The organism is Pseudomonas sp. FP2196, assembly GCF_030687715.1.
Taxonomy (GTDB): domain Bacteria; phylum Pseudomonadota; class Gammaproteobacteria; order Pseudomonadales; family Pseudomonadaceae; genus Aquipseudomonas.
This window is the reverse complement of sequence record NZ_CP117445.1, coordinates 3,816,488-3,841,652: the sequence shown is the minus strand read 5'-3', so window position 1 is coordinate 3,841,652 and position 25,165 is coordinate 3,816,488. Positions and strand designations below refer to the sequence as shown.

The 25,165-nt window shown below is 58.9% G+C and carries 20 protein-coding genes; 3 read left to right on the top strand and 17 right to left on the bottom strand.

Annotated features, from left to right (window positions below; genetic code table 11):
- Nucleotides 1-11 precede the first annotated feature (11 nt).
- The 16 genes from nuoH to PSH79_RS17075 form a co-directional block, all read right to left on the bottom strand.
- Nucleotides 12-1,019 (bottom strand): NADH-quinone oxidoreductase subunit NuoH, encoded by a 1,008-nt coding sequence (gene nuoH, locus PSH79_RS17150; RefSeq protein ID WP_064390680.1) that lies wholly within the window; start codon nucleotides 1,017-1,019, stop codon nucleotides 12-14.
- Nucleotides 1,016-3,730: an NADH-quinone oxidoreductase subunit NuoG gene (gene nuoG, locus PSH79_RS17145; RefSeq protein ID WP_305438604.1), complete on the bottom strand. Its 2,715-nt coding sequence runs from the start codon at nucleotides 3,728-3,730 to the stop codon at nucleotides 1,016-1,018. Before nuoG ends, nuoH begins: the two co-directional genes overlap by 4 nt.
- 134 nt (nucleotides 3,731-3,864) lie before the next feature.
- Nucleotides 3,865-5,220, bottom strand: coding sequence for an NADH-quinone oxidoreductase subunit NuoF (gene nuoF / locus PSH79_RS17140; protein WP_100845732.1), 1,356 nt, complete (start codon nucleotides 5,218-5,220; stop codon nucleotides 3,865-3,867).
- Nucleotides 5,217-5,714: an NADH-quinone oxidoreductase subunit NuoE gene (nuoE, locus tag PSH79_RS17135; RefSeq protein WP_007920186.1), complete on the bottom strand. Its 498-nt coding sequence runs from the start codon at nucleotides 5,712-5,714 to the stop codon at nucleotides 5,217-5,219. Before nuoE ends, nuoF begins: the two co-directional genes overlap by 4 nt.
- 2 nt (nucleotides 5,715-5,716) lie before the next feature.
- Nucleotides 5,717-7,501: an NADH-quinone oxidoreductase subunit C/D gene (gene nuoC, locus PSH79_RS17130; protein WP_305438603.1), complete on the bottom strand. Its 1,785-nt coding sequence runs from the start codon at nucleotides 7,499-7,501 to the stop codon at nucleotides 5,717-5,719.
- A gap of 73 nt (nucleotides 7,502-7,574) precedes the next feature.
- On the bottom strand, nucleotides 7,575-8,249 hold the full coding sequence (locus tag PSH79_RS17125; RefSeq protein ID WP_003223809.1) for an NADH-quinone oxidoreductase subunit B family protein: 675 nt from the start codon (nucleotides 8,247-8,249) through the stop codon (nucleotides 7,575-7,577).
- Between the two features lie 10 nt (nucleotides 8,250-8,259).
- Nucleotides 8,260-8,673, bottom strand: a complete 414-nt coding sequence (locus PSH79_RS17120) for an NADH-quinone oxidoreductase subunit A (protein ID WP_003223812.1) — start codon at nucleotides 8,671-8,673, stop codon at nucleotides 8,260-8,262.
- 764 nt (nucleotides 8,674-9,437) lie between these two features.
- Complete coding sequence (gene aceA / locus PSH79_RS17115; protein ID WP_007920195.1) at nucleotides 9,438-10,763, bottom strand: isocitrate lyase; 1,326 nt, start codon at nucleotides 10,761-10,763, stop codon at nucleotides 9,438-9,440.
- A 476-nt stretch (nucleotides 10,764-11,239) separates the two neighbouring features.
- Nucleotides 11,240-11,992 carry a secretin N-terminal domain-containing protein gene (locus tag PSH79_RS17110; RefSeq protein ID WP_305438599.1) on the bottom strand — a complete coding sequence of 251 codons (753 nt, stop codon included), beginning with the start codon at nucleotides 11,990-11,992 and terminating at the stop codon, nucleotides 11,240-11,242.
- A 304-nt stretch (nucleotides 11,993-12,296) separates the two neighbouring features.
- Entirely contained in the window at nucleotides 12,297-12,722 is a 426-nt protein-coding gene (locus PSH79_RS17105; RefSeq protein WP_034155132.1) for a GNAT family N-acetyltransferase, read from the bottom strand.
- On the bottom strand, nucleotides 12,715-13,884 hold the full coding sequence (locus PSH79_RS17100; RefSeq protein ID WP_305438597.1) for a cupin domain-containing protein: 1,170 nt from the start codon (nucleotides 13,882-13,884) through the stop codon (nucleotides 12,715-12,717). Before PSH79_RS17100 ends, PSH79_RS17105 begins: the two co-directional genes overlap by 8 nt.
- 86 nt (nucleotides 13,885-13,970) lie before the next feature.
- Nucleotides 13,971-15,341, bottom strand: a complete 1,371-nt coding sequence (gene purB / locus PSH79_RS17095; protein WP_016987412.1) for an adenylosuccinate lyase — start codon at nucleotides 15,339-15,341, stop codon at nucleotides 13,971-13,973.
- Between the two features lie 127 nt (nucleotides 15,342-15,468).
- On the bottom strand, nucleotides 15,469-16,092 hold the full coding sequence (gene hflD / locus PSH79_RS17090) for a high frequency lysogenization protein HflD (RefSeq protein ID WP_305438595.1): 624 nt from the start codon (nucleotides 16,090-16,092) through the stop codon (nucleotides 15,469-15,471).
- Nucleotides 16,089-17,213 carry a tRNA 2-thiouridine(34) synthase MnmA gene (gene mnmA / locus PSH79_RS17085; protein ID WP_123529201.1) on the bottom strand — a complete coding sequence of 375 codons (1,125 nt, stop codon included), beginning with the start codon at nucleotides 17,211-17,213 and terminating at the stop codon, nucleotides 16,089-16,091. The genes hflD and mnmA overlap by 4 nt, the downstream gene beginning before the upstream one ends.
- A gap of 59 nt (nucleotides 17,214-17,272) precedes the next feature.
- Complete coding sequence (locus PSH79_RS17080; protein WP_305438593.1) at nucleotides 17,273-17,719, bottom strand: NUDIX hydrolase; 447 nt, start codon at nucleotides 17,717-17,719, stop codon at nucleotides 17,273-17,275.
- Nucleotides 17,720-17,918: 199 nt separating this feature from the next.
- Complete coding sequence (locus tag PSH79_RS17075; protein WP_305438592.1) at nucleotides 17,919-20,144, bottom strand: NADP-dependent isocitrate dehydrogenase; 2,226 nt, start codon at nucleotides 20,142-20,144, stop codon at nucleotides 17,919-17,921.
- A gap of 481 nt (nucleotides 20,145-20,625) precedes the next feature.
- On the opposite strand from PSH79_RS17075, the gene icd reads away from it, so the two are divergent.
- Nucleotides 20,626-21,882, top strand: a complete 1,257-nt coding sequence (icd, locus tag PSH79_RS17070; protein ID WP_034155137.1) for an NADP-dependent isocitrate dehydrogenase — start codon at nucleotides 20,626-20,628, stop codon at nucleotides 21,880-21,882.
- Between the two features lie 76 nt (nucleotides 21,883-21,958).
- Here the strand turns inward: icd and PSH79_RS17065 are convergent, their stop codons facing one another.
- The gene (locus PSH79_RS17065; RefSeq protein WP_305438590.1) at nucleotides 21,959-22,240 is read right to left on the bottom strand and encodes a cold shock domain-containing protein; all 282 of its coding nucleotides are present in this window, start codon (nucleotides 22,238-22,240) and stop codon (nucleotides 21,959-21,961) included.
- Between the two features lie 224 nt (nucleotides 22,241-22,464).
- Between PSH79_RS17065 and clpS the strand changes: the two genes are divergently transcribed.
- Nucleotides 22,465-22,848 carry an ATP-dependent Clp protease adapter ClpS gene (gene clpS, locus PSH79_RS17060; protein ID WP_016987405.1) on the top strand — a complete coding sequence of 128 codons (384 nt, stop codon included), beginning with the start codon at nucleotides 22,465-22,467 and terminating at the stop codon, nucleotides 22,846-22,848.
- Nucleotides 22,849-22,878: 30 nt separating this feature from the next.
- Nucleotides 22,879-25,149: an ATP-dependent Clp protease ATP-binding subunit ClpA gene (clpA, locus tag PSH79_RS17055; protein WP_305438589.1), complete on the top strand. Its 2,271-nt coding sequence runs from the start codon at nucleotides 22,879-22,881 to the stop codon at nucleotides 25,147-25,149.
- The last annotated feature ends 16 nt before the right edge of the window (nucleotides 25,150-25,165 follow it).

Here is a 25,165-nt window from a genome sequence, read left to right as displayed (position 1 = left end):
GGGTCAAATCCTCACTGAACCGCCACCGCGGGCGTGTTCCACAACACAACCGCAGCGGTCACCAGCAAATTGATCAGGGTCAGTGGCAGGCAGAATTTCCAGCTGAAGTCCATCACCTGGTCATAACGCGGACGCGGGATAGAGGCGCGCAGCAGGATGAACAGCATGATGAAGAACGCGGTCTTCAGTGCGAACCACAGGAACGACAGTTGCGGCAGGATGCCGAACGGACCGTGCCAGCCACCGAAGAACAGGGTGACCAGCAGCGCCGAGATCAAGATGATGCCGATGTATTCGCCAACGAAGAACATGCCCCATTTCATGCCGGCGTATTCAATGTGGTAACCGTCAGCCAGTTCCTGTTCCGCTTCCGGCTGGTCGAACGGGTGACGGTGAGTCACGGCGACGCCAGCGATGAAGAAGGTACAGAAGCCGAAGAACTGCGGAATGATGAACCACAGGTTCTGCGCCTGGTACTCGACGATGTCGCGCATGTTGAACGAGCCGACCTGCACCACGATGCCCATCAGGGCCAGGCCCATGAACACTTCGTAGGACACGGTCTGCGCCGAGGCACGCAAGGCACCCAGCAGGGCAAACTTGTTGTTACTCGACCAGCCGGCGAACAGCACCGCGTAGACCGACAGACCGGCCATGGCGAAGAAGAACAGCAGACCGATGTTCAGATCCGCGACACCCCAGGTCGGGGTGATCGGGATGATTGCGAACGCAATCAGCAAGGCGGACATGGCCACCACCGGCGCCAAAGTGAAGATCACTTTGTCGGCAAACGGCGGGGTCCAGTCTTCCTTGAAGAACATCTTCAGCATGTCGGCGGCGATCTGGAACATACCAAACGGGCCAACGCGGTTCGGACCGTAACGGTCCTGCCACCAGCCCAGCAGGCGACGTTCGACAAAGCTGAGCAACGCACCTGCAACCACCACGGCCAGCAGAATCACGATAGCTTTGACGACCGTCAGGATCACATCGATCACTTCAGGGGTGAACCAGGTCATTGCGCTGCCTCCTGCAGACCGTCGACGGATACGCCGGCAAATGCCGGTGGAATGCCGGCGATGCCCGCAGGCAATGCCACCAGACCGGCGCCCAGTTCTTCATTGATACGCAATGGCAGACGCAGGGTCTGACCGGCCACGTTCAGGCTCAGCAGTGCGCCGTCGTTGACCCCAAGGCGATCCGCTTCAGACTTGGCCAGAGCCACGTAGGCCGCCGGAATGCGTTCCTGCACAGGAGCGGCTTTCGACGAGTTCTCGTCGCTGCCGAACAGGTGGAAGAACGGCACGGCTTGCCAGGTGCCCGGCGCCGGGTTGAATGCGCGCGGAGCGGCAGCGAACCAGTTCAGTGAATCACCGGTGCTTTCGATCAGGCGGGTGCCCGGGTCGCCAGCGCGGATGTGACCACCGACTTCGTCCTGGAACTTGTTCCAGGCTTGCGGCGAGTTCCAGCCCGGTGACCAGGCGAATGGCACTTGCTGACGTGGTTCGACCGAACCCGAGTAACCTTCCATGGAGAAGGCGAATGCGGTGTCTTTGTCTTGCGGGGTGCGTGGTTCGTGAACGCTGATGTCGGCGCGCATCGCGGTGCGACCGGAATAACGCAGCGGCTCACGCGCCAGTTTCAGACCCTTGATGCGGAATGCAGCAGACGGTGCTGCGTCGACGATACGCGCCAGTTGCTCGGTGCTCGAAGCCACGGCAGCGGTGACGTGGTCGAGTTGCGTCCAGTCGATTGGCTGGTTCAGCAGGGTGGCGCGCAGGGCGTGCAGCCAGCGCCAGCCTTCGTGAACCAGGATGCTTGCGTCCATGTACTGCGGATCGAAAACCTGGAAGAAGCGCTGGGCGCGACCTTCCTGGCTGACCAGCGTACCGTCGCCTTCAGCGAAGCTGGCGGCTGGCAGAACCAGATGCGCGCGGTCGGTGGTGGCGGTCTTCTGGTGGTCGGCAACGATCACTACTTTCGCAGCGTTCAATGCCGCATCGACCTTGGCTTTCGAGGTGCGGGTGTACAGATCGTTTTCCAGCACGACGATGGCGTCGGCTTTACCGTCAATCACGGCTTGCAGCGCCGCATCCACCGATTCGCCACCGAGCATGGCCAGGCCGAGGCTGTTGGCTTCCGGCACGATCAGGCTGATTGAACCGTTCTTCTCGCGCAGCTTCAGGGCCTTGGCGATGTTCGCCGCCGCTTCGATCAGGGCTTTGGAGCCCAGCGAAGTACCGGCGATGATCAGCGGACGTTTGGCCGCGAGCAGGGCGTCGGCGATGCGCTTGGCCAGTTCCAGGGCTTCAGCGTCCAGACCTTCAACGGCAGGGGCGCTGGCGTCCAAAGCGTGAGCGACGGCGAAACCGATGCGCGCCAGATCGTCCGGAGCTGCGTGAACGCATTCTTCGGCGATGTCGTCGAGCTTGGTTTCAGCGAGGCTGGCGATGAACAGCGGGTTCAGCGCGTGCTGACCGATGTTTTTCACCGCAGCGTCGAGCCATGGCTGAACGCGCATGGCGTCGGCCATTTCTTCAGCTTTGCCTTTGACCGATTGACGCAGGGACAGAGCCATACGTGCAGCCGTCTGGGTCAGGTCTTCACCGAGGACGAAGACGGCGTCGTGGTCTTCGATGTCGCGCATGTTTGGCACTGGCAGCGGGCTGTCTTTCAGCACTTGCAGAACCAGACGAATGCGCTCCAGTTCGGACGCTTCGATACCGGAGTAGAAGTGCTCGGCGCCAACCAGTTCACGCAGCGCGTAGTTGCTTTCCAGGCTGGCACGCGGCGAACCGACACCGACGATGTTGCGACCGCGCAGCAGATCGGCAGCCTTGTCCAGCGCAGCATCCAGTCCAAGCTTGGTGCCGTCGGCCAGCAGCGGCTGACGTGGACGGTCGGTGCGGTTGACGTAGCCGTAACCGAAACGGCCACGGTCGCACAGGAAGTACTGGTTCACCGAACCGTTGAAACGGTTTTCGATGCGACGCAGTTCGCCGTAACGCTCACCCGGGGAAATGTTGCAACCGCTGGAGCAGCCATGGCAGATGCTCGGCGAGAACTGCATGTCCCACTTACGGTTGTAGCGCTCGGAGTGAGTCTTGTCGGTGAACACACCGGTCGGGCAGACCTCGGTGAGGTTGCCGGAGAACTCGCTTTCGAGGGTGCCGTCTTCAACGCGACCGAAGTACACGTTGTCGTGGGCGCCGAATACACCGAGGTCGGTGCCGCCAGCGTAGTCCTTGTAGAAACGCACGCAGCGGTAGCAGGCGATGCAGCGGTTCATTTCGTGGGAAATGAACGGGCCCAGTTGCTGGTTCTGGTGGGTACGTTTGGTGAAGCGATAACGGCGCTCGTTGTGGCCGGTCATCACTGTCATGTCTTGCAGGTGGCAATGACCGCCTTCTTCGCACACAGGGCAGTCGTGCGGGTGGTTGGTCATCAGCCATTCGACAACACTGGCGCGGAACGCCTTGGATTCTTCATCTTCGATGGAGATCCAGGTGTTGTCGGTGGCAGGGGTCATGCAGGACATGACGATGCGACCACGGGTGTCGTTCTCGTCGGTGTACTGCTTGACCGCGCACTGGCGGCAAGCCCCGACGCTACCAAGCGCGGGGTGCCAGCAGAAATATGGAATGTCGAGGCCCAGCGACAGACATGCCTGTAACAGGTTGTCTGCCCCGTCGACTTCGAGCGCTTTGCCGTCTACGTGGATAGTGGCCATGGTTCAAAGGTCTTCGTTGGCCCGGTGTCAGCGGGCGTGGCTAATGGAATCTTGTTATCCGTGCGAATCAAACCAGCCTCGAAAGGCGTCATCGCAGGAGGCGAAGGGCACGGGCCCTTCACCTTATTAAGCGTTTACGCGCCGATTACGATCGGCCTTGCCAGAGGCGGGACGGCGGCGCTGACAGGCGCGATACCGGCTTCGAACTCTGGACGGAAGTATTTGATCGCACTGCCCAACGGCTCCACGGCACCCGGTGCGTGTGCACAGAAGGTTTTGCCTGGGCCGAGGAAACCGACCAGACCCAGCAGGGTCTCGATGTCGCCCGGTTGACCTTCGCCATTCTCGATGGCCATCAGCAGCTTGACGCTCCATGGCAAACCATCACGGCACGGGGTGCAGAAGCCGCACGACTCACGGGCAAAGAACTGCTCCATGTTGCGCAGCAGCGAAACCATGTTGACGCTGTCGTCCACCGCCATCGCCAGGCCGGTACCCATCCGGGTGCCTACTTTGGCAATGCCGCCGGCATACATCTGTGCGTCGAGGTGCTCTGGCAGGAGGAAGCCGGTACCGGCGCCACCTGGCTGCCAGGCCTTGAGCTTGTAACCGTCGCGCATGCCGCCGGCGTAGTCTTCGAACAACTCGCGACCGGTGACGCCGAATGGCAGTTCCCACAGGCCCGGGTTTTTGACTTTGCCGGAGAAGCCCATGAGCTTGGTGCCCATGTCTTCGCTGCCTTCGCGGGCCAACGATTTGTACCAGTCAACACCGTCGGCAATGATCGCCGGTACGTTGCACAGGGTTTCGACGTTGTTCACGCAAGTCGGCTTGCCCCACACGCCCACGGCGGCAGGGAAGGGCGGCTTGGAGCGCGGGTTGGCGCGGCGGCCTTCGAGGGAGTTGATCAGTGCGGTTTCTTCACCGCAAATGTAACGCCCGGCGCCGGTGTGGACGAACAGTTCGAAATCGAAGCCTGAGCCCAGAATGTTTTTACCCAGCAAGCCTGCTGCCTTGGCTTCTTCCACGGCACGGTTGAGGTGCTTGGCGGCGGTGGTGTATTCGCCACGCAGGAAGATGTAGCCACGGTAGGTTTTCAGCGCGCGGGCACTGATCAGCATGCCTTCGATCAGCAGATGGGGCAGTTGCTCCATCAGCATGCGGTCTTTCCAGGTGTTCGGCTCCATTTCATCCGCGTTGCACAGCAGGTAGCGGATGTTGATGGATTCGTCTTTGGGCATCAGGCCCCACTTCACGCCCGTGGGGAAGCCTGCACCGCCGCGACCTTTGAGGCCTGCGTCTTTCACGGTCTGGACGATGTCGTCCTGAGCCATGTCGGCGAAGGCTTTGCGCGCAGCGGCGTAACCGTTCTTGGCCTGGTATTCGTCGAGCCACACGGCTTCGCCGTCGTCACGCAGACGCCAGGTCAGCGGGTGAGTCTCGGCCGAACGCTTGATGCGGTTGGCCGGGCCGAAAGATGTCAGGGTCATACGTAGCCCTCGAGCAGTTTGGCAACGCCAGCAGGCTGCACATCACCAAAGGTGTCGTCGTCGATCATCAGCGCCGGAGCCTTGTCGCAATTGCCGAGGCAGCAGACAGGCAGCAGGGTGAAACGACCGTCGGTGGTGGTCTGACCCAGGCCGATGCCCAGATTGTTCTGGATTTCGCTGACCACCGACTCGTGGCCGCCGATGTAGCAGACCATGCTGTCGCAGACGCGAATGATGTGACGGCCGACCGGCTGACGGAAGATCTGGCTATAGAACGTCGCCACACCTTCAACGTCGCTGGCCGGGATGCCGAGGATCTCGCCGATTGCGTACAAGGCGCCATCCGGCACCCAGCCGCGTTCCTTCTGAACGATCTTCAGGGCTTCGATCGACGCCGCGCGCGGGTCTTCGTAGTGATGCAGCTCGTGCTCAATGGCCGAGCGCTCGGTTTCACTCAGGGTGAAACGGTCTGTCTGGATAAGCGTGCTGTTCATGCTTAGCGGTCCACGTCGGCCATAACGAAGTCGATACTACCCAGGTACGCAATCAAGTCCGCGACCATGCTGCCTTTGATCACCGAAGGGATCTGTTGCAGATGCGGGAAGCTCGGAGTACGGATCCGGGTACGGTAGCTCATGGTGCCGCCGTCGCTCGTCAGGTAATAACTGTTGATGCCCTTGGTCGCTTCGATCATCTGGAAGGATTCGTTGGCCGGCATGACCGGGCCCCACGAAACTTGCAGGAAGTGCGTGATCAAGGTTTCGATGTGCTGCAGCGTGCGCTCTTTCGGCGGCGGCGTGGTCAGCGGGTGATCCGCCTTGTACGGGCCTTCCGGCATGTTGCGCATGCACTGGTCGATGATCTTGATGCTCTGGCGCATCTCTTCGACGCGGACCATGCAGCGGTCATAGGCATCGCCGTTGGCGGCCAGCGGTACTTCGAATTCGAAGTTCTCGTAGCCGGAGTACGGACGCGCTTTACGCAGGTCGAAGTCGCAACCGGTCGAACGCAGGCCAGCACCGGTGACACCCCATTCCAGGGCTTCTTTGGTGTTGTACTGGGCAACGCCGATGGTACGACCCTTGAGGATGCTGTTCTGCAGTGCAGCCTTGGTGTACTCGTCGAGGCGTTTTGGCAGCCATTCAACGAAGTCCTTCACCAGTTTTTCCCAGCCGCGCGGCAGGTCGTGGGCAACACCACCGATGCGGTACCAGGCCGGGTGCAGACGGAAACCGGTAATGGCTTCGATCACCGTGTACGCCTTCTGGCGGTCGGTGAAGGTGAAGAACACCGGAGTCATGGCGCCGACGTCCTGAATGTAAGTACCCAGGAACAGCAGGTGGCTGGTGATCCGGAAGAACTCGGCCATCATGATGCGGATGACGTCGACCTTCTCGGGCACCTTGATGCCGGCCAGCTTCTCGACCGAGAGCACGTACGGCAGGTTGTTCATCACGCCGCCGAGGTAGTCGATACGGTCGGTGTACGGTATGAAGCTGTGCCAGGACTGACGCTCGGCCATCTTCTCGGCACCACGGTGGTGGTAACCGATGTCCGGGACGCAGTCGACGATCTCTTCACCGTCCAGTTGCAGAATGATGCGGAACGCACCGTGCGCCGAAGGGTGGTTCGGGCCCAGGTTGAGGAACATGTAGTCCTCGTTGGTGCCGGAACGCTTCATGCCCCAGTCTTCAGGACGGAAGCGCGCGGCTTCTTCCTCAAGCTGTTGCTTGGCCAGGTTGAGACTGTACGGATCGAATTCGGTGGCGCGCGCCGGGAAGTCCTTGCGCAGCGGGTGACCTTCCCAGGTCGGCGGCATCATGATGCGCGACAGGTGCGGGTGGCCTTTGAAGTCGATGCCGTACATGTCCCAGACTTCACGCTCGTACCAGTTGGCGTTTGGCCAGATGCTGGTAACGGTCGGCAAGCTCAGGTCGCTTTCGGACAAGGCGACTTTGATCATCACGTCACTGTTACGCTCAAGCGACATGAGGTGATAGAACACGGTGAAGTCGGCGTCCGATGGCAGCCCTTGACGCTTGGTGCGCAGACGCTCGTCCACGCCGTGCAGGTCATAGAGCATGACGTACGGCTTGGGCAGGTTGCGCAGGAAGGTCAGGACTTCGACGAGTCTGGCGCGAGCTACCCACAGCACCGGCATGCCGGTGCGGGTCGACTGAGCGGTGAACGCTTCGGCGCCAAAACGGTTGTTGAGTTCGACGACCACATCCTGGTCGTCGGCCTTATAAGGCGGGATGTACAGAGCACTGCCTGTAGTCATGGTTATTTTTTCGCTTTCGGTCAACGTAAAGAATGAAGCCAGCTTCTCGTTTCTTTGTAAGAACAGATCTGGATCAGACTTCGTCAGGGCTGCGCAGGTTGGTGACTGCGATTCGCTGTTCGCGGCGCTGTTCCTTCTGCGAAGGCATGTCGGCGCGGTAAACGCCTTGATCACCAACGACCCAGGAAAGCGGACGACGCTCCTGTCCAATCGATTCCTGCAACAGCATCAAGCCTTGCAAGAATGCTTCTGGACGGGGCGGGCAGCCAGGTACGTAGACGTCCACCGGCAGGAACTTGTCCACCCCTTGAACCACGGAGTAGATGTCGTACATGCCACCGGAGTTGGCGCACGAACCCATGGAGATAACCCACTTCGGTTCGAGCATTTGCTCGTAGAGACGCTGAATGATCGGCGCCATCTTGATGAAGCAGGTACCGGCGATAACCATAAAGTCGGCCTGACGCGGTGATGCCCGGATAACTTCGGCGCCAAAGCGCGCGATGTCGTGGGGCGCCGTGAAGGCGGTGGTCATTTCCACGTAGCAGCACGACAAGCCGAAGTTGTACGGCCACAGGGAGTTCTTACGTCCCCAGTTGACCGCGCCACTCAGCACGTCTTCCAGCTTGCCCATGAAAATGTTTTTGTGAACTTGATCTTCTAACGGATCGGAAACGGTTTCCCGTTCGCCAATCGGATACTGCTCGTTAGGAGCATCGGGGTCGATCCTGGTGAGATTGTATTGCATTGCCAAAGCCTCATTGTTTCAGCTTCGCCTGCCGCTTGCGACGAGCTTCCGGAGCCCAGTCAAGGGCGCCCACTCGGAACAGGTAGACAAGACCTGCCAACAGAATTGCTATGAAAACGAGAGCTTCGACGAATCCGGTCCAGCCGCTTTCGCGGACGGACACAGACCATGCAAAGAGAAAGAGGGCTTCGATATCGAAGATCACGAACAGCATCGCGACCAGATAGAATTTGGCTGAGAGCCGCAAGCGAGCGCCACCGGTAGGTAGCATGCCCGACTCGAACGGTTCGTTTTTGCTGCGGCCCCAGGCTTTTGACCCAAGGAGGCTGGAGACACCAAGCATGAAGGCACACAGGCCGACGACACCCAGAAGGAAAATGGCAAAGCCCCAGTTGTGGGCCATGAGTCCTGTCGCTTCGGGCATGCTGGTAATCCTTAACAGAGAGCAAAGGTCTCTGAGCTTGATAAAGAAATAGGCAGTGACGATATGTCGCAGCAATCAATCGCGCTGATTTTATGGCTAAACACCCTGCAAGTAAAATTCCTATAGCGAAATTATTTATTGGAATAAGGACATAGCTCACCTCCAATGCCCCGCAGCCCAAGCATAGCGGGCATTAGCCGGGTTTCCTCGAATTATGTTTTGTGGGAAATGTAACGAACATAGTTGCGGCTAAATGATAATTGATATCGTTTGTGGCGATTTTGTAACTGTTTAGCGGTGCAGTAGTTGGGAAGTTGTCTTATATGCCCGTTACTGCAAGTAGCGGTGGCGCACGTTTTATCCGATTTTTCTTACGCCCATACCGCTCTGGATCAATATTTTGTCTCCCGGCTGACGCTTTCCTGTGGGAGCGAGCCTGCTCGCGAAAGCGGTGGATCAGTCAGTGCACGCGCAAGCTGACAAAACGCCTTCGCGAGCAGGCTCGCTCCCACAAGGTTTCGTGGCGCTTGGGGGGGCTTGAGCCCAACACATGCCCCATGTAGGAGCTGCCGAAGGCTGCGATCTTTTGGTTTTGCTTTTAAAAGACAAGATCAAACGATCGCAGCCTTCGGCAGCTCCTACAGGGGAAGGTTTGTTTTCCGGGCGCAAAAAAAACGCCCCGAACCAGTCGGGGCGTCAGTCTTGCAGCTCTGCGGTTAGCTTTCTATTCGATCCGCAGAGGCCGTTTGCTCAGGCGAAGCAGATCAGTGGAACTGTTCTTCTTCGGTCGAACCGGTCAGTGCGGTTACCGAGGACGAGCCACCCTGAATCACGGTGGTCATGTCATCGAAGTAGCCGGTGCCCACTTCCTGCTGGTGAGCCACGAAGGTGTAACCCTTGGCGGCGTCAGCGAATTCCTGCTCTTGCAGCTTCACGTAGGCAGTCATGTCGTTACGGGCGTAGTCGTGCGCCAGGTTGAACATGCTGTGCCACATGTTGTGAATGCCGGCCAGGGTGATGAACTGGTGCTTGTAGCCCATGGCGGACAGTTCGCGCTGGAACTTGGCGATGGTCGCGTCGTCCAGGTTTTTCTTCCAGTTGAAGGAAGGCGAGCAGTTGTACGACAGCAGTTGGTCCGGGTATTCCTTCTTGATCGCTTCAGCGAAGCGACGAGCCTCGTCCAGATCCGGCTTCGCGGTTTCGCACCAGATCAGGTCGGCGTACGGCGCATAAGCCAGGCCACGGGCGATTGCCTGATCGAGACCGGCACGCACCTTGTAGAAACCTTCCTGAGTGCGCTCGCCAGTTACGAACGGCTGGTCGTACGGGTCGCAGTCGGAAGTCAGCAGGTCAGCGGCGTTAGCGTCGGTACGGGCCAGAATGATGGTCGGAGTACCGGCAACGTCAGCTGCCAGACGCGCTGCGGTCAGCTTCTGTACGGCTTCCTGGGTTGGCACCAGAACCTTGCCGCCCATGTGGCCGCATTTTTTCACAGAAGCCAGTTGGTCTTCGAAGTGAACGCCGGCGGCGCCTGCTTCGATCATGCTCTTCATCAGTTCGTAGGCGTTCAGCACGCCGCCGAAACCGGCTTCAGCGTCAGCCACGATCGGTGCGAAGTAGTCGATGTAGCCATCGTCGCCCGGGTTCTTGCCGGCTTTCCACTGGATCTGGTCAGCGCGACGGAACGAGTTGTTGATGCGCTTGACCACGGTTGGCACCGAATCCACCGGGTACAGCGACTGATCCGGGTACATCGACTCGGCGGAGTTGTTGTCCGCAGCCACCTGCCAGCCCGACAGGTAGATCGCCTGGATACCGGCTTTAACCTGTTGAACAGCCTGGCCGCCGGTCAGGGCGCCCATGCAGTTGACGAAATCTTTCTCTGGACGGAAGGACGGCTTGGCACCCTGGGTGACCAGGTTCCACAGCTTGTCGGCGCCCATTTTTGCAAAGGTGTGCTCAGGTTGAACCGAGCCACGCAGACGGACGACGTCAGCAGCGGAGTAAGTGCGTGTCACGCCTTTCCAGCGCGGGTTTTCAGCCCAGTCTTTTTCAAGGGCTGCAATTTGCTGTTCGCGTGTCAGTGCCATGGAGATAAACCTCGTCGCGTCTTTTATGAAAAGTTGTTCTGCGGTGGAAAATTCCTGCGCTCGCTGACCAGAAGCTTAGGTGGTCAAGTCGGATTCGGCGGGGTAGGCGACGGGATGAACGATGAGCTCGAGGGGAAGTGAGCAGGTAAAGGCGAAACTGGCGGGCGCATTCGGGCGTCGTGGGCCTTTATACGAACAACAGTGTGATGCCGGGTTACCTAATTACGCTTCCGTCCCTCGGGACAACTTCGTTCCAGTCGGCAACCTCGTCAAACACACCTTGTGGGCGGTACAGACACGAAACGGTTCGCGGGGTAGGTGCGAACATCGCTTCGAAGGCCCTTGCCAGGGCCTCTGATTAGCGGGAGCGAGGCCATCATGCCTTCGCTTTTTGGGCCCGTCAAACGTTTTGTAGTGCTTTTTTTCAGGCACTACATCTTTCGTCTAATACGACTAATCAGTCAGTTTTCGGTGCTTTAGTCCAAGGCGTCGACTTTCACCTTCAGCGTCATGTCATCCCGGCCTTGAGTCGAGTAGCTGCGGGTCAGGCCCTGTTTGTCGGCCTGAGTCTGGCGATTTACGCCTGCGAGGGTGATCCACTCACCGAGGCGTCCGCTGACCGTTGTGTCGGTGCTTTGCACGTTCACTACATCGGGACGTTCCTGGCTCATGCGGTCACGGTTGGTACTGATTGCCAGGTGAACGATGTCGCCGGTGACGCTCGCGGTGACGTAAAAACCCTGGGTGACGTTGCGGTATTGGGTCTGGCTGCTGTAATCGCCGTAGGAGTTGGTCTGACTGCTGGTGATCGGCACGCTCTGGCCGACCTGGATCAGCGCCGGCATGCCGTCGGTGGCCTGGACTTGCTGGACGCCGCCGTCACGGCTGGTGGTGCTGCGGCTGATGATGCGGGTCTGCGCGCCATTGACCGAATAACCTTCGTCGCCACGGCCGTTGTTTTCGTTGGTGTCGACGGTGATCAGCAGGCGTTTTGGCGCGGTGTCGAGCTGGGTGATCAGTGCCTTGAGTTCCTGAATCTTGTCCGGCTCGGCCTTGACGATCAGTTGGTTGCCATAGGCGCTGACTTGGCCGTCCTTGCCGAGGAAATCCTGCGCCATCGGCAGCATGTCGGTGCTGGTGCGGTACTTGAGGGGGACGACTTCTGTGGCTGCCATCACCGAAAAACTGCAACCAAGCAGCAGGGTGGTGAGCAGGGTGCGTAGGGACATGTCCGTTATCTCCGCTTTCGAAAGGCTTGATATTGCCAGTTTGTCGGCCCGGGGTGGGGCAAGTTGAATCGTAGACAGCAAAACGCCCCGGCATTGGTGGATGTCGGGGCGTTTTGCTGGTGTTCTTGACGGTCTTTGTGGTGAGGGGGTTATCCTCGACGGGCCCCGTAGCGGCGCCAAAAAACCTTGGGCCTGCTTCGCAGTCCATCGGGGATAAATCCCCTCGCCACAGAATCACCAGGGATCACAGGATCACAGGATCACAGGATCACAGGATCATCAGGGATCACAGGATCTCTGCTGATCAAGCCGAATGACGAACCATATCGACATGCGGAATCCCTGCTTCCAGGAATTCCTCGCTGACCAGGCTGAAACCCAAACGCTCGTAGAACGCCGTGGCTTGCACCTGAGCGCTGAGCATTTGCTGCTTCAGTCCGCGCTCTTCTGCTTCAGCGATAACCGCTTGCATCAGCGCGTCACCGACCTTCATGCCGCGCCAGTCTTTCAGCACGGAAACTCGGCCAATGTGCCCATCGGGCAACAGGCGCGCAGTGCCGATTGGAAAGTCGCCCTCAAATGCCAGGAAATGCACAGCGGTCGCGTCATCCGCGTCCCATTCCAACTCGGGTGGCACCGATTGTTCGGCAATGAACACCGTTTCACGAATGCGCCGGATCTCGGCGATGTCCTTCTGCCAGTCTGCGACACGTACGCGAATCTTATTCATCGGCGAATCCCAGGCTGCCTTGTTTGACCAGTTCGCACAGCAGGCCGCGACCGTCTTCGTCGTTCAGCCACTCGCCAAGGTTGTCGGTGTGCAGGGCGTCGGCGGCGCAGATCAGCTTCAGCAACTCGCGCAGTTTGCCCGGCAGATAACGGCTCTGGCCGCTGGCGAACAGCAGCAGGTCTTCATCGACTTCCGACCAGGCCAGACGCGCGCTCGGGTTGCGAATCAGCACGGCGCCATCCTGCAGGGCGCTGAGGAAGTCTTCTTCTTCGACTTCTTCCGGGCCGACGACCAGTTCCGGGTAGCGTGGCTCGGTCATGTACTGGCCGAACCAGGTCAGCAGCAGACGCTCGTCGCTCATGTGTTCGGCGAGCAGGCTTTTCAGACGATCCAGCGCATCGTGCTGAATCTGATGCGGATCGGCCGCTGGCTGCGCGTCGGCATCGGTGTAGCGCTCTTCGTCAGTCAGGAACTGGCTGAGGAAGTCGGTGAAGTGGGTCAGCACTTCAGAGGCGCTAGGGGCGCGGAAGCCGACCGAGTAGGTCATGCAGTTATCCACGGCCACGCCGCAGTGGGCCAGGCGCGGCGGCAGGTAGAGCATGTCGCCCGGTTCCAGAACCCACTCTTCGGTTTCGTGGAATTCGGCGAGAATGCGCAGATCCGCGTGTTGCAGCAGCGGGCTCTCGGAATCGCACATCTGGCCGATTTTCCAGTTACGCTTGCCGTGACCCTGCAGCAGGAACACGTCGTAGTTGTCGAAGTGCGGACCCACGCTGCCACCTGGGGCGGCGAAGCTGATCATCACGTCGTCGACGCGCCAGCTCGGCAGGAAGCGGAAGTTTTCCAGCAGCTCGCTGACTTCCGGTACGAATTGATCGACTGCCTGAACGAGCAGGGTCCACTCTTTTTCCGGCAGCTTGCTGAATTCGTCTTCAGCGAACGGGCCGCGACGCAGTTCCCATGGGCGCTCGCCGTGCTCGATCACCAGGCGCGATTCGACTTCTTCTTCCAGGGCCAGGCCGGCCAGTTCGTCGGCGTCGATCGGGCTTTCGAAGTCAGGAATTGCCTGACGGATCAGCAATGGCTTTTTCTGCCAGTAGTCGCGCAGGAATTCGCGCGCCGTGAGACCGCCCAGAAGTTGAAGAGGAATATCGGAATTCATATGTAACCTATTGAAAAAAAGCACTTTTCAGACGGGAATAAAAACGCCCGGCGCGGCCGGGCGTCTCAAACGGTTGAAGCGGTCGATCAGATGCGTTTGGCTTGCGCTACAGCGTTACCGATGTAGTTGGCCGGAGTCAGTTGCTTCAGCTCGGCTTTCGCTTGGGCTGGCATGTCCAGGCCATCGATGAAAGTCTGCAACGCTTCAGGGCTGATGCCCTTGCCGCGGGTCAGTTCTTTCAGCTTTTCGTACGGGTTTTCGATGTTGTAGCGGCGCATCACGGTCTGGATCGGCTCAGCCAATACTTCCCAGCATGCGTCGAGGTCGGCAGCAATCTTCTGCTCGTTGAGCTCCAGTTTGCTGATGCCTTTGAGGCTGGCTTCATACGCGATCACGCTGTGAGCGAAGCCCACGCCGAGGTTACGCAGTACGGTGGAGTCGGTCAGGTCACGCTGCCAGCGGGAGATCGGCAGTTTGCTCGCCAGGTGCTGGAACAGCGCGTTGGCGATGCCCAGGTTGCCTTCGGAGTTTTCGAAGTCGATCGGGTTGACCTTGTGCGGCATGGTCGACGAACCGATTTCGCCTGCGATGGTGCGCTGCTTGAAATAACCCAGGGAGATGTAGCCCCAGATGTCACGGTCGAAGTCGATCAGGATGGTGTTGAAGCGCGCAATGGCGTCAAACAGCTCGGCGATGTAGTCGTGCGGTTCGATCTGCGTGGTGTACGGGTTGAAGCCCAGACCCAGCTCGTCTTCGATGAAGGCGCGGGCGTTGGCTTCCCAGTCGATCTGCGGGTAGGCCGACAGGTGAGCGTTGTAGTTGCCGACAGCGCCGTTGATCTTGCCCAGCAGCGGTACGGCAGCGACTTGAGCGATCTGACGCTCGAGACGGTAAACCACGTTCGCCAGTTCTTTACCCAGCGTGGTCGGCGAAGCCGGTTGGCCGTGGGTGCGCGACAGCATCGGCACGTCAGCGAAACGGATGGCCAGTTCGCGGATGGCGTTGGCAGTCTGGCGCATCAGCGGCAGCATCACGTCGTCACGGCCTTCGCGCAGCATCAGGGCGTGGGACAGGTTGTTGATGTCTTCGCTGGTGCAGGCAAAGTGGATGAACTCGCTGACCTTGGCCAGCTCCGGCAGCTTGGCCGCCTGCTCTTTGAGCAGGTATTCGATCGCTTTGACGTCGTGGTTGGTGGTGCGCTCGATCTCTTTGACGCGCTCGGCGTGCTCCAGCGAGAAGTTTTCAGCCAGTTCATTGAGAACGGCGTTGGCCTCGGCGGAGAAGGCTGGCACTTCCGGGATACCGGCGTGAGCGGCGAGGCGCTGGAGCCAGCGCACTTCAACCAGGACGCGGGCACGGATCAGGCCGTACTCGCTGAAAATCGGGCGCAGGGCCTGGGTTTTGCCGGCGTAGCGGCCGTCAACAGGGGAAACCGCAGTGAGCGAAGAGAGCTGCATAGGGTGTTCTCGGACAGTCGGGCAACGAAATGGGGCGCGTATCATACATGAAAAAATCCGCCGGTCCGTTGCCAACTGACCGGCGTATTACGCGTTACAGACTACAAAGCTTTTATTGCGCGGCGATTTACTCGCTGCGCATCAACGGATACAGCTCTTTGAGCAGCTTGCGTCGGCTGATCACCAACTGCCAGCGGTGCCCGCCGAGTTGACGCCACAGGCGCGCCGAACGGATGCCGGCGAGCAACAGGGCGCGGATTTTTGACGCGTTGCTCGGCTGCTGCAGGTTGCGCATGTCGCCATGCACCTGAATACGCTGGCGCAGGGTGCTCAGAGTGTCCTGATACAGCGCGCCGCACGCGGCAACCACGTTTTCGTGGGCCGGGCCGAAGTGCTCGACCTGCGACTGGATCTGCGGCAGACGTTTGCCGATCGTGTCGAGCATGTCGTTGCGCTTGGCCAGTTGACGCTCAAGACCGAGCATCGACAGGGCATAACGCAGTGGCTCGCGCTGCAAGGTGCTTGGGTCGCGTTCAAGTGCGCCGATCAGCGCCCGGTAACCTTCGCGCAGGTTGATATCGTCGCCGCCGTACACGTCCAGCGTGTCTTTCGGGTCGCGCACCAGCAGGCTGCCGAGCATGCAGCTCAGGCCGGCCTCGTTGGTCTGGCCAGTCTTGGCGATCCGGTCAACCAGTACGGCGGCGAGAAATACGCCGCCCAGCGCCGTCAGTTGCTCCTGGGTCGGGCTCATGCCTGACCGCTCCACGGCTCGGCGACTTCGATCACGCCGCCACCGAGGCAGATTTCACCGTCATAGAACACCACCGACTGGCCCGGCGTGACCGCGCGCTGCGGTTCGTCGAACACGGCGCGGTAGCCGGTTGCGGTTTTTTCCAGGGTGCAGGCCTGATCGCTCTGGCGATAACGCACCTTGGCGGTCAGGCGCAGCGGTTGGCTCAGATCGATCGGGTTGACCCAATAGATTTCCGAGGCGAGCAGGGCGCTGGAGAACAGCCATGGATGGTTGTTGCCTTGGCCGACGATCAGTTCGTTGTTGTCGAGATCCTTGCGCAGCACGTACCACGGCTCGTCGCCGGCATCTTTCAAACCGCCGATACCCAAGCCCTGACGCTGACCGATGGTGTGATACATCAAACCATGGTGACGACCGATGACTTCGCCTTCGGTGGTCTTGATCTCACCCGGTTGCGCCGGCAGGTATTGCTTGAGGAAGTCGCTGAAGCGACGCTCGCCGATGAAGCAGATCCCGGTGGAATCCTTCTTCTTGGCGGTGGCCAGCTCGTATTTCTCGGCAATGGCGCGCACTTCAGGCTTTTCCAGTTCGCCGACCGGGAACAGCGTCTTGGCGATCTGTTCGCCGCCGACGGCGTGCAAGAAGTAGCTCTGGTCCTTGTTCGGGTCGAGGCCCTTGAGCAGTTCGGTGCGGCCATCGATGTCGCGGCGGCGCACGTAGTGGCCGGTGGCGATCAGGTCGGCGCCGAGCATCATTGCGTAGTCGAGGAACGCCTTGAACTTGATCTCGCGGTTGCACAGGATGTCCGGATTCGGCGTGCGACCGGCCTTGTATTCGGCCAGGAAGTGCTCGAACACGTTGTCCCAGTACTCGGCGGCAAAGTTGGCGGTGTGCAGCTTGATGCCGATCTTGTCGCAAACGGCCTGAGCATCTGCCAGGTCGTCCATGGCGGTGCAGTATTCCGTTCCGTCGTCTTCTTCCCAGTTCTTCATGAACAGGCCTTCCACTTCATAGCCCTGCTCGATCAGCAGGAGAGCGGAAACGGAAGAGTCCACGCCGCCGGACATGCCGACAATGACGCGCTTCTTGGATGTGTCAGAAGGGGCTGGATCACGCATAGGGATTCAATGAGTGTCTTGAAAAAGGACGCGATTCTATCAGGCTCACGGTCTCAAGGCTAAAGAGAAGGGCGGATCAGTTCGAGGCTGAAGTGATGGCCCGCCAGATAATCATCGATGCAACGGATGATCAGCTCGCTGCGCCAGTTATCGCGCTGGGCGATTAATTCGTCGCGGGTCAGCCACTTGGCGCCGACGATGCCGTCGTCGAGTTGATAATCCGGGTGATGTTTCAGCGCTTTGGCACTGAAGCAGACGCGCTGATAAGTCACGCCATTGCTGGGAGCGGTGTACAGGTAAATGCCGATGACGCCGGTGGGTTCGACATCCCAGCCGGTTTCTTCAAGGGTTTCGCGAATGGCGGCTTCGATCAGGGTTTCGTCCGGGTCGAGATGACCGGCGGGCTGGTTGAGCACGTTGCGTCCGGCCTTGTGCTCTTCAACCATCAGAAAGCGACCGTTGTCCTCGACGATGGTGGCGACGGTGATGTGGGGAAGCCATTCCATGAGTTGTCCTCAAATGTTGAATTGAAACCCGGTCCCTTGTAGGAGTGAGCCTGCTCGCGACAGCGTCGGGTCAGTCACCATCGATGTTGAATGGTATACCGCTATCGCGAGCAGGCTCACTCCTACAGGGGATTTGAGCTGTATTCAGAAACACAAACCCCGGCACAGGGCCGGGGTTTGTGATGTTCCCTTTACAACCTTAAGCCAGCGCAGCAATCGCCGCGTTGAGGGTTGCGCTTGGGCGCATGGCCTTGCTGATCAGCTCGGCATTGGCGTGGTAGTAACCGCCGATGTCGACTGGCTTGCCCTGAACGGCATTGAGCTCGGCAACGATGGTTGCTTCGTTCTCGGTCAGAGTCTTGGCCAGAGTCGCGAACTGCGCTTGCAGTGCAGCGTCTTCGGTCTGGGCGGCCAGGGCCTGAGCCCAGTACATCGCCAGGTAGAAGTGGCTGCCGCGGTTGTCGATGTTGCCGACTTTACGCGATGGCGACTTGTTGTTGTCGAGGAACTGGCCAGTAGCCTGATCCAGCGTCTTGGACAGAACCAGCGCTTTCGGGTTGTTGTAGTTCACACCCAAATGCTCGAGAGATGCCGCCAGAGCCAGGAATTCGCCCAGCGAATCCCAGCGCAGGAAGTTCTCTTCGACCAGTTGCTGCACGTGCTTTGGAGCCGAACCGCCAGCGCCGGTTTCGAACAGGCCGCCACCGTTCATCAGCGGCACGATCGACAGCATCTTGGCGCTGGTGCCCAGTTCCATGATCGGGAACAGGTCGGTCAGGTAGTCGCGCAGTACGTTACCGGTCACCGAAATGGTGTCCTTGCCTTCGCGGGTGCGCTGCAGGGTGTACTTCATTGCGTCGACGGGGGCCATGATCTGGATGTCCAGACCGGCAGTGTCGTGATCCTTCAGGTAAGCCTGAACTTTCTCGATCACTACGCCGTCGTGAGCGCGCATCGGGTCCAGCCAGAAAATGGCCGGAGTGCTGCTGGCGCGAGCGCGATTGACGGCCAGTTTGACCCAGTCCTGGATCGGCGCGTCTTTGGTCTGGCACATGCGGAAGATGTCGCCGGCTTCAACAGCCTGTTCCATCAGCAGGATGCCTTTGCTGTCGGTTACGCGAACCACGCCGTCAGCCTTGATCTGGAAGGTCTTGTCGTGCGAGCCGTACTCTTCGGCTTTCTTCGCCATCAGGCCAACGTTTGGCACGCTGCCCATGGTGGTCGGATCGAATGCGCCATTGGCTTTGCAATCTTCGATCACAGCCTGATAGATGGTCGCGTAGCAACGATCCGGGATCACAGCCTTGGTGTCGTGCAACTGACCGTCAGTGCCCCACATCTTGCCGGAGTCACGGATCATCGCTGGCATCGAGGCGTCGACGATAACGTCGCTCGGCACGTGCAGGTTGGTGATGCCTTTATCGGAGTTGACCATCGCCAGCGACGGACGAGCGGCGTAGACCGCTGCCATGTCAGCTTCGATCTGTGCTTGCTGCTCGGCCGGCAGGGCCTTGATGCGAGCGTACAGATCGCCAATGCCGTTGTTCAGGTTGAAGCCGATCTGGGCCAGCACGTCAGCGTGCTTGGTCAGTGCGTCTTTATAGAACTCGGCAACGATCTGGCCGAACATGATCGGGTCGGAGACCTTCATCATGGTCGCTTTCAGGTGAACCGACAGCAGCACGCCTTGAGCCTTGGCGCTTTCGATTTCAGCAGCGATGAACGCGCGCAGGGCGTTTTTGCTCATCACGGCGCAATCGAGGATCTCGCCAGCCTGAACGGTGGTTTTTTCTTTCAGGACGGTAGCGGTGCCGTCTTTGGCGATCAGTTCGATCTTCACGGCGTCAGCGGCGTCGATCAGGGCAGCTTTTTCGCTGCCGTAGAAATCGCCGGTGCTCATGTGAGCGACGTGGGACTTGGAGTCTTTGGCCCAGGCGCCCATTTTGTGCGGGTGCTTGCGAGCGTAGTTCTTGACCGACAGAGGTGCGCGACGGTCGGAGTTGCCTTCGCGCAGAACCGGGTTCACGGCGCTGCCCTTGACCTTGTCGTAACGCGCCTTGGCGTCTTTGTCGGCGTCGCTGGTGACGGTTTCCGGGTAGTCCGGCAGGTTGTAACCCTGAGCTTGCAGCTCTTTGATCGCGGCTTGCAGCTGTGGCACCGAAGCGCTGATGTTCGGCAGCTTGATGATGTTGGCTTCAGGCGTAACGGCCAGGTCGCCCAGTTCGGCGAGGTGGTCGGCTACGGCTTTGTCGCCCAGTTGCTCGGGGAAGCTGGCCAGAATGCGCGCTGCAAGAGAGATATCGCGGGTTTCCACGGCGATATCGGCCGAGGCGGTGTAAGCCTCGATGATCGGCAGCAGGGAATAGGTGGCGAGGGCTGGGGCTTCGTCGGTGAAGGTATAGATGATCTTCGAGCGGGTGGGCATATTCGGATTAACTCTCTCTTCTTTGCTAAAGCGTGCGCAGAAACTCGAGGGGCGCCGGGTAAGCGCGTTCGTTCAAAGTCATCCATGAACCGAATGTCGAGATTCTTCGCGGTGATGTTGGGTGCATCAGTAGAGCGTCAAGCGGCCGGGCTGCGGTAACAACCCAACCAATCAGGCGGAAAGTCTCGTTCTAGAGAGGCCAGCCGTCGTGACCCTTTGGTCAGCGGGCGGCATTATACATAGGTAGCTGGCAATCTGCCGATGGTTCATATGCAACGATTCTCGTCCATTGGTCTAAAGGTCGCAGGGCGGGGTGGGGCGTAGAGTCGTCGCGAATGCTTGAGTTTGGCGCTTTTCCCTTTGCTTTCAGGCTTGTACGAAACCAGATGTGCTCGCGCCGTGAACAGAGGGTTTGCGTGTTGATTTAACTGGGTTACGCTCGAACCAAGCCAGATGTTCAATCCAAACAATGGAGTTCAGCATGGGTTACAAGAAGATTCAGGTTCCAGCCGTCGGCGACAAAATCACCGTCAATGCAGACCATTCTCTCAATGTTCCTGATAACCCGATCATCCCCTTCATCGAAGGTGACGGCATTGGTGTCGACATCAGTCCGGTGATGATCAAGGTTGTCGATGCTGCAGTTCAAAAGGCATACGGCGGTAAACGCAAGATTTCCTGGATGGAAGTCTACGCCGGGGAAAAAGCCACTCAGGTTTACGATCAGGACACCTGGCTGCCTCAGGAAACCCTGGACGCAGTCAAGGATTACGTGGTTTCCATCAAAGGCCCGCTGACCACCCCGGTCGGTGGTGGCATCCGCTCGCTGAACGTGGCCCTGCGTCAGCAACTCGACCTGTACGTCTGCCTGCGCCCGGTGCGCTGGTTCGAAGGCGTGCCAAGCCCGGTGAAAAAGCCTGGCGACGTCGACATGACCATCTTTCGCGAGAACTCCGAAGACATCTACGCCGGTATCGAGTGGAAAGCCGGTTCGCCGGAAGCCACCAAGGTCATCAAATTCCTTAAAGAAGAAATGGGCGTCACCAAGATCCGTTTCGACGAAAACTGCGGTATCGGCGTCAAGCCGGTTTCGCTGGAAGGCACCAAGCGTCTGGCGCGCAAGGCCCTGCAATATGTCGTCGATAACGACCGCGATTCGCTGACTATCGTGCACAAAGGCAACATCATGAAGTTCACCGAGGGTGCCTTCAAGGAATGGGCCTACGAAGTGGCTGCTGAAGAATTCGGTGCGACCCTGCTCGACGGCGGTCCGTGGATGCAGTTCAAGAACCCGAAAACCGGCAAGAACGTTGTGGTCAAAGACGCCATCGCCGACGCCATGCTCCAGCAGATTCTGCTGCGCCCGGCCGAGTACGATGTGATCGCCACCCTGAACCTCAACGGCGACTACCTCTCCGATGCCCTGGCGGCAGAAGTGGGCGGTATCGGTATCGCCCCGGGCGCCAACCTGTCCGACACTGTGGCGATGTTCGAAGCTACACACGGTACGGCGCCGAAGTACGCCGGCAAGGATCAGGTCAACCCGGGTTCGCTGATTCTCTCGGCCGAGATGATGCTGCGCCACATGGGCTGGACTGAAGCGGCAGATCTGATCATCAAGGGCACCAACGGCGCCATCGGTGCGAAGACCGTGACCTATGACTTTGAACGTCTGATGGATGGGGCCAAGCTGGTTTCGTCTTCGGGCTTCGGTGATGCACTTATTTCGCATATGTAAAAAGCAGGCGCACGAAAAACCGCTCGATTCAAAAGTTTGAGTCGAGCGGTTTTTTATGGCTGATGGTTTCGATGCGTCAGCTGGTGACTTTCTGTTCCTGGGTGACGGCCGGAGTCACCTCGATCGCGACACTGGTCGCGGAAATTTTCACTGCGTGCAAGCCTTTCGGGCCCTGCACGATGTCGAATTTAACCTCTTGACCCGCTTTCAGAGTTTTGTACCCTTCCATTTCGATGGCGGAGTAGTGCGCAAAGAAATCGATGTCTTTGCCATCTTCATCACGGCCTTCACGGGCATCGGTATTGATGAAACCGAACCCCTTGGCATTGTTGAACCATTTCACCTTGCCGACAGCCATGCTCAAATCCCTCTGCAACAGACTCCATCGCTGGAGTATCATCCAAGTCATCCGCAATCTAATCCGTTAAAAGGATTGACTCCGCGGATCTTTTTTACCCACTGTGGGCTCTATTGGTTGTAACACCGTTTTCCCGATAGTCAAGGTGACCGGGCAGTCGGAGTTGAAAACGTGTGCTGCCGCCCCCACCACTGTATTTGCACAACTGACGAACCTTTCTTTCCATGCATGCAATCAGCCAGATTCGACTAACATTCAATCAGGATCGCCCGCTTCTCCAAAAGGATCTTCCAGAGGAGCACGACGACGATTCGGCAGGCGTTGCTGTTCAGGAAGCAAAGCCTGCGTTACAGGCGCCGCCGATGTACAAGGTGGTTTTGTTTAATGATGACTACACACCGATGGATTTCGTCGTCGAAGTGCTCGAGGTGTTTTTTAACCTGAATCGCGAGCTGGCGACCAAGGTCATGCTGGCCGTCCACACAGAAGGGCGGGCAGTATGTGGAGTGTTTACCCGCGACATCGCCGAGACAAAGGCCATGCAGGTCAACCAGTACGCCAGGGAAAGCCAGCATCCGCTACTCTGTGAAATCGAGAAGGACGGTTAATCGCCGACCACTTGGGTATGAGGTGAAGCTATGTTAAACCGCGAGCTCGAAGTCACCCTCAATCTAGCCTTCAAAGAGGCTCGTTCGAAACGTCATGAATTCATGACCGTCGAACACCTTTTGCTGGCCCTATTGGACAATGAGGCTGCCGCCACCGTTTTGCGTGCCTGTGGCGCAAACCTCGACAAACTCAAGCATGACCTGCAGGAGTTCATCGACTCCACCACGCCATTGATCCCCGTTCATGACGAAGATCGCGAAACCCAGCCAACCCTGGGCTTCCAGCGTGTACTGCAACGTGCTGTTTTCCACGTACAGAGCTCGGGCAAACGCGAAGTGACTGGCGCCAACGTGCTGGTTGCAATCTTCAGTGAGCAAGAGAGTCAGGCCGTGTTCCTGCTGAAACAGCAGAGCGTTGCGCGCATTGATGTCGTCAACTACATCGCTCACGGCATTTCCAAAGTGCCGGGGCATGGCGATCACTCTGAAGGTGAACAAGATATGCAGGACGACGAGGGCGGTGAGTCTTCTTCTTCAGGCAATCCTCTGGATGCTTATGCCAGCAACCTCAACGAACTCGCGCGCCAGGGTCGCATCGACCCGCTGGTTGGTCGTGAATCGGAAGTCGAGCGTGTCGCGCAGATTCTCGCGCGTCGGCGCAAGAACAATCCACTGCTGGTGGGCGAGGCAGGCGTGGGTAAAACCGCGATTGCCGAAGGCCTGGCCAAGCGCATTGTCGACAACCAGGTCCCGGACCTGCTCGCCAACAGCGTTGTCTACTCGCTCGATCTCGGCGCTCTGCTCGCAGGTACCAAGTATCGCGGCGATTTCGAGAAGCGCTTCAAGGCGCTGCTCAATGAACTGAAAAAACGTCCACAAGCGATCCTGTTCATTGACGAGATTCACACCATCATTGGTGCGGGTGCTGCGTCCGGTGGCGTGATGGACGCTTCAAACCTGCTCAAGCCGCTGCTGTCTTCTGGCGACATTCGTTGCATCGGCTCGACCACGTTCCAGGAGTTCCGTGGCATCTTCGAGAAGGATCGTGCCTTGGCGCGTCGCTTCCAGAAGGTCGATGTCGTGGAGCCGTCGGTGGAAGACACCATCGGTATCCTGCGCGGTCTGAAAGGGCGTTTCGAAGCGCACCACAACATCGAATACAGTGATGAGTCGTTGCGCGCTGCCGCTGAACTGGCATCGCGCTACATCAATGACCGGCACATGCCGGACAAGGCCATCGATGTAATCGACGAGGCGGGTGCCTACCAGCGTCTGCAACCGGTCGAAAAACGCGTGAAGCGCATTGAAGTGCCGCAAGTCGAAGACATCGTGGCGAAAATCGCGCGGATTCCTCCGAAGCACGTGACCAGTTCCGACAAGGAACTGCTGCGCAACCTGGAGCGTGACCTGAAGCTGACGGTGTTTGGTCAGGACGCGGCGATCGATTCGCTGTCTACCGCGATCAAGCTGTCCCGTGCGGGCCTCAAGTCGCCTGACAAGCCAGTCGGTTCGTTCCTGTTCGCCGGGCCGACCGGTGTCGGTAAAACCGAAGCCGCGCGGCAATTGGCCAAGGCGTTGGGGATCGAGCTGGTTCGCTTCGACATGTCCGAGTACATGGAGCGCCACACTGTGTCGCGTCTGATCGGTGCGCCTCCGGGGTATGTCGGGTTTGATCAGGGCGGTCTGTTGACCGAAGCGATCACCAAGCAGCCACACTGCGTATTGTTGCTCGATGAAATCGAGAAGGCGCACCCGGAAGTCTTCAACCTGCTGCTGCAGGTGATGGACCATGGCACGCTCACCGACAACAACGGGCGCAAGGCGGACTTCCGCAACGTGATCGTGATCATGACCACCAACGCTGGCGCCGAAACGGCGGCTCGTGCTTCGATCGGTTTCACCCATCAGGACCACTCGTCTGATGCGATGGAAGTGATCAAGAAGAGCTTTACGCCGGAATTCCGCAACCGTCTGGACACCATTATCCAGTTTGGTCGCCTCAGTCATGAGGTCATCAAGAGTGTGGTGGACAAGTTCCTTACCGAGCTTCAGGCGCAGCTGGAAGACAAGCGGGTGCTGTTGGAAGTTACCGATGCGGCGCGCAGCTGGCTGGCGGCCGGTGGTTACGACTCGGCAATGGGCGCACGTCCGATGGCGCGTCTGATCCAGGACAAGATCAAGCGTCCGCTGGCGGAGGAGATTCTGTTTGGTGAGTTGGCCGAGCATGGTGGTGTTGTGCATATCGATATCAAGGATGGTGAGATGACCTTTGACTTCGAAACCACGGCTGAGATGGCCTGACGGCCTGTTGTAAGCG

Coding starts and splice junctions, on each gene's coding strand:
- clpS (WP_016987405.1), top strand. CDS start 22,465: ATGCATGCAATCAGCCAGATTCGACTAACATTCAATCAGGATCGCCCG.
- nuoC (WP_305438603.1), bottom strand. CDS start 7,501: ATGACTACAGGCAGTGCTCTGTACATCCCGCCTTATAAGGCCGACGAC.
- PSH79_RS17120 (WP_003223812.1), bottom strand. CDS start 8,673: ATGCCCGAAGCGACAGGACTCATGGCCCACAACTGGGGCTTTGCCATT.
- PSH79_RS17105 (WP_034155132.1), bottom strand. CDS start 12,722: ATGAATAAGATTCGCGTACGTGTCGCAGACTGGCAGAAGGACATCGCC.
- purB (WP_016987412.1), bottom strand. CDS start 15,341: ATGCAGCTCTCTTCGCTCACTGCGGTTTCCCCTGTTGACGGCCGCTAC.
- PSH79_RS17075 (WP_305438592.1), bottom strand. CDS start 20,144: ATGCCCACCCGCTCGAAGATCATCTATACCTTCACCGACGAAGCCCCA.
- PSH79_RS17065 (WP_305438590.1), bottom strand. CDS start 22,240: ATGGCTGTCGGCAAGGTGAAATGGTTCAACAATGCCAAGGGGTTCGGT.
- nuoF (WP_100845732.1), bottom strand. CDS start 5,220: ATGACCCTGACATCTTTCGGCCCGGCCAACCGCATCAAGCGTTCGGCC.
- PSH79_RS17110 (WP_305438599.1), bottom strand. CDS start 11,992: ATGTCCCTACGCACCCTGCTCACCACCCTGCTGCTTGGTTGCAGTTTT.
- hflD (WP_305438595.1), bottom strand. CDS start 16,092: ATGAGCCCGACCCAGGAGCAACTGACGGCGCTGGGCGGCGTATTTCTC.
- nuoH (WP_064390680.1), bottom strand. CDS start 1,019: ATGACCTGGTTCACCCCTGAAGTGATCGATGTGATCCTGACGGTCGTC.
- aceA (WP_007920195.1), bottom strand. CDS start 10,763: ATGGCACTGACACGCGAACAGCAAATTGCAGCCCTTGAAAAAGACTGG.
- nuoG (WP_305438604.1), bottom strand. CDS start 3,730: ATGGCCACTATCCACGTAGACGGCAAAGCGCTCGAAGTCGACGGGGCA.
- PSH79_RS17080 (WP_305438593.1), bottom strand. CDS start 17,719: ATGGAATGGCTTCCCCACATCACCGTCGCCACCATCGTCGAGGACAAC.
- nuoE (WP_007920186.1), bottom strand. CDS start 5,714: ATGAACAGCACGCTTATCCAGACAGACCGTTTCACCCTGAGTGAAACC.
- PSH79_RS17125 (WP_003223809.1), bottom strand. CDS start 8,249: ATGCAATACAATCTCACCAGGATCGACCCCGATGCTCCTAACGAGCAG.
- icd (WP_034155137.1), top strand. CDS start 20,626: ATGGGTTACAAGAAGATTCAGGTTCCAGCCGTCGGCGACAAAATCACC.
- clpA (WP_305438589.1), top strand. CDS start 22,879: ATGTTAAACCGCGAGCTCGAAGTCACCCTCAATCTAGCCTTCAAAGAG.
- PSH79_RS17100 (WP_305438597.1), bottom strand. CDS start 13,884: ATGAATTCCGATATTCCTCTTCAACTTCTGGGCGGTCTCACGGCGCGC.
- mnmA (WP_123529201.1), bottom strand. CDS start 17,213: ATGCGTGATCCAGCCCCTTCTGACACATCCAAGAAGCGCGTCATTGTC.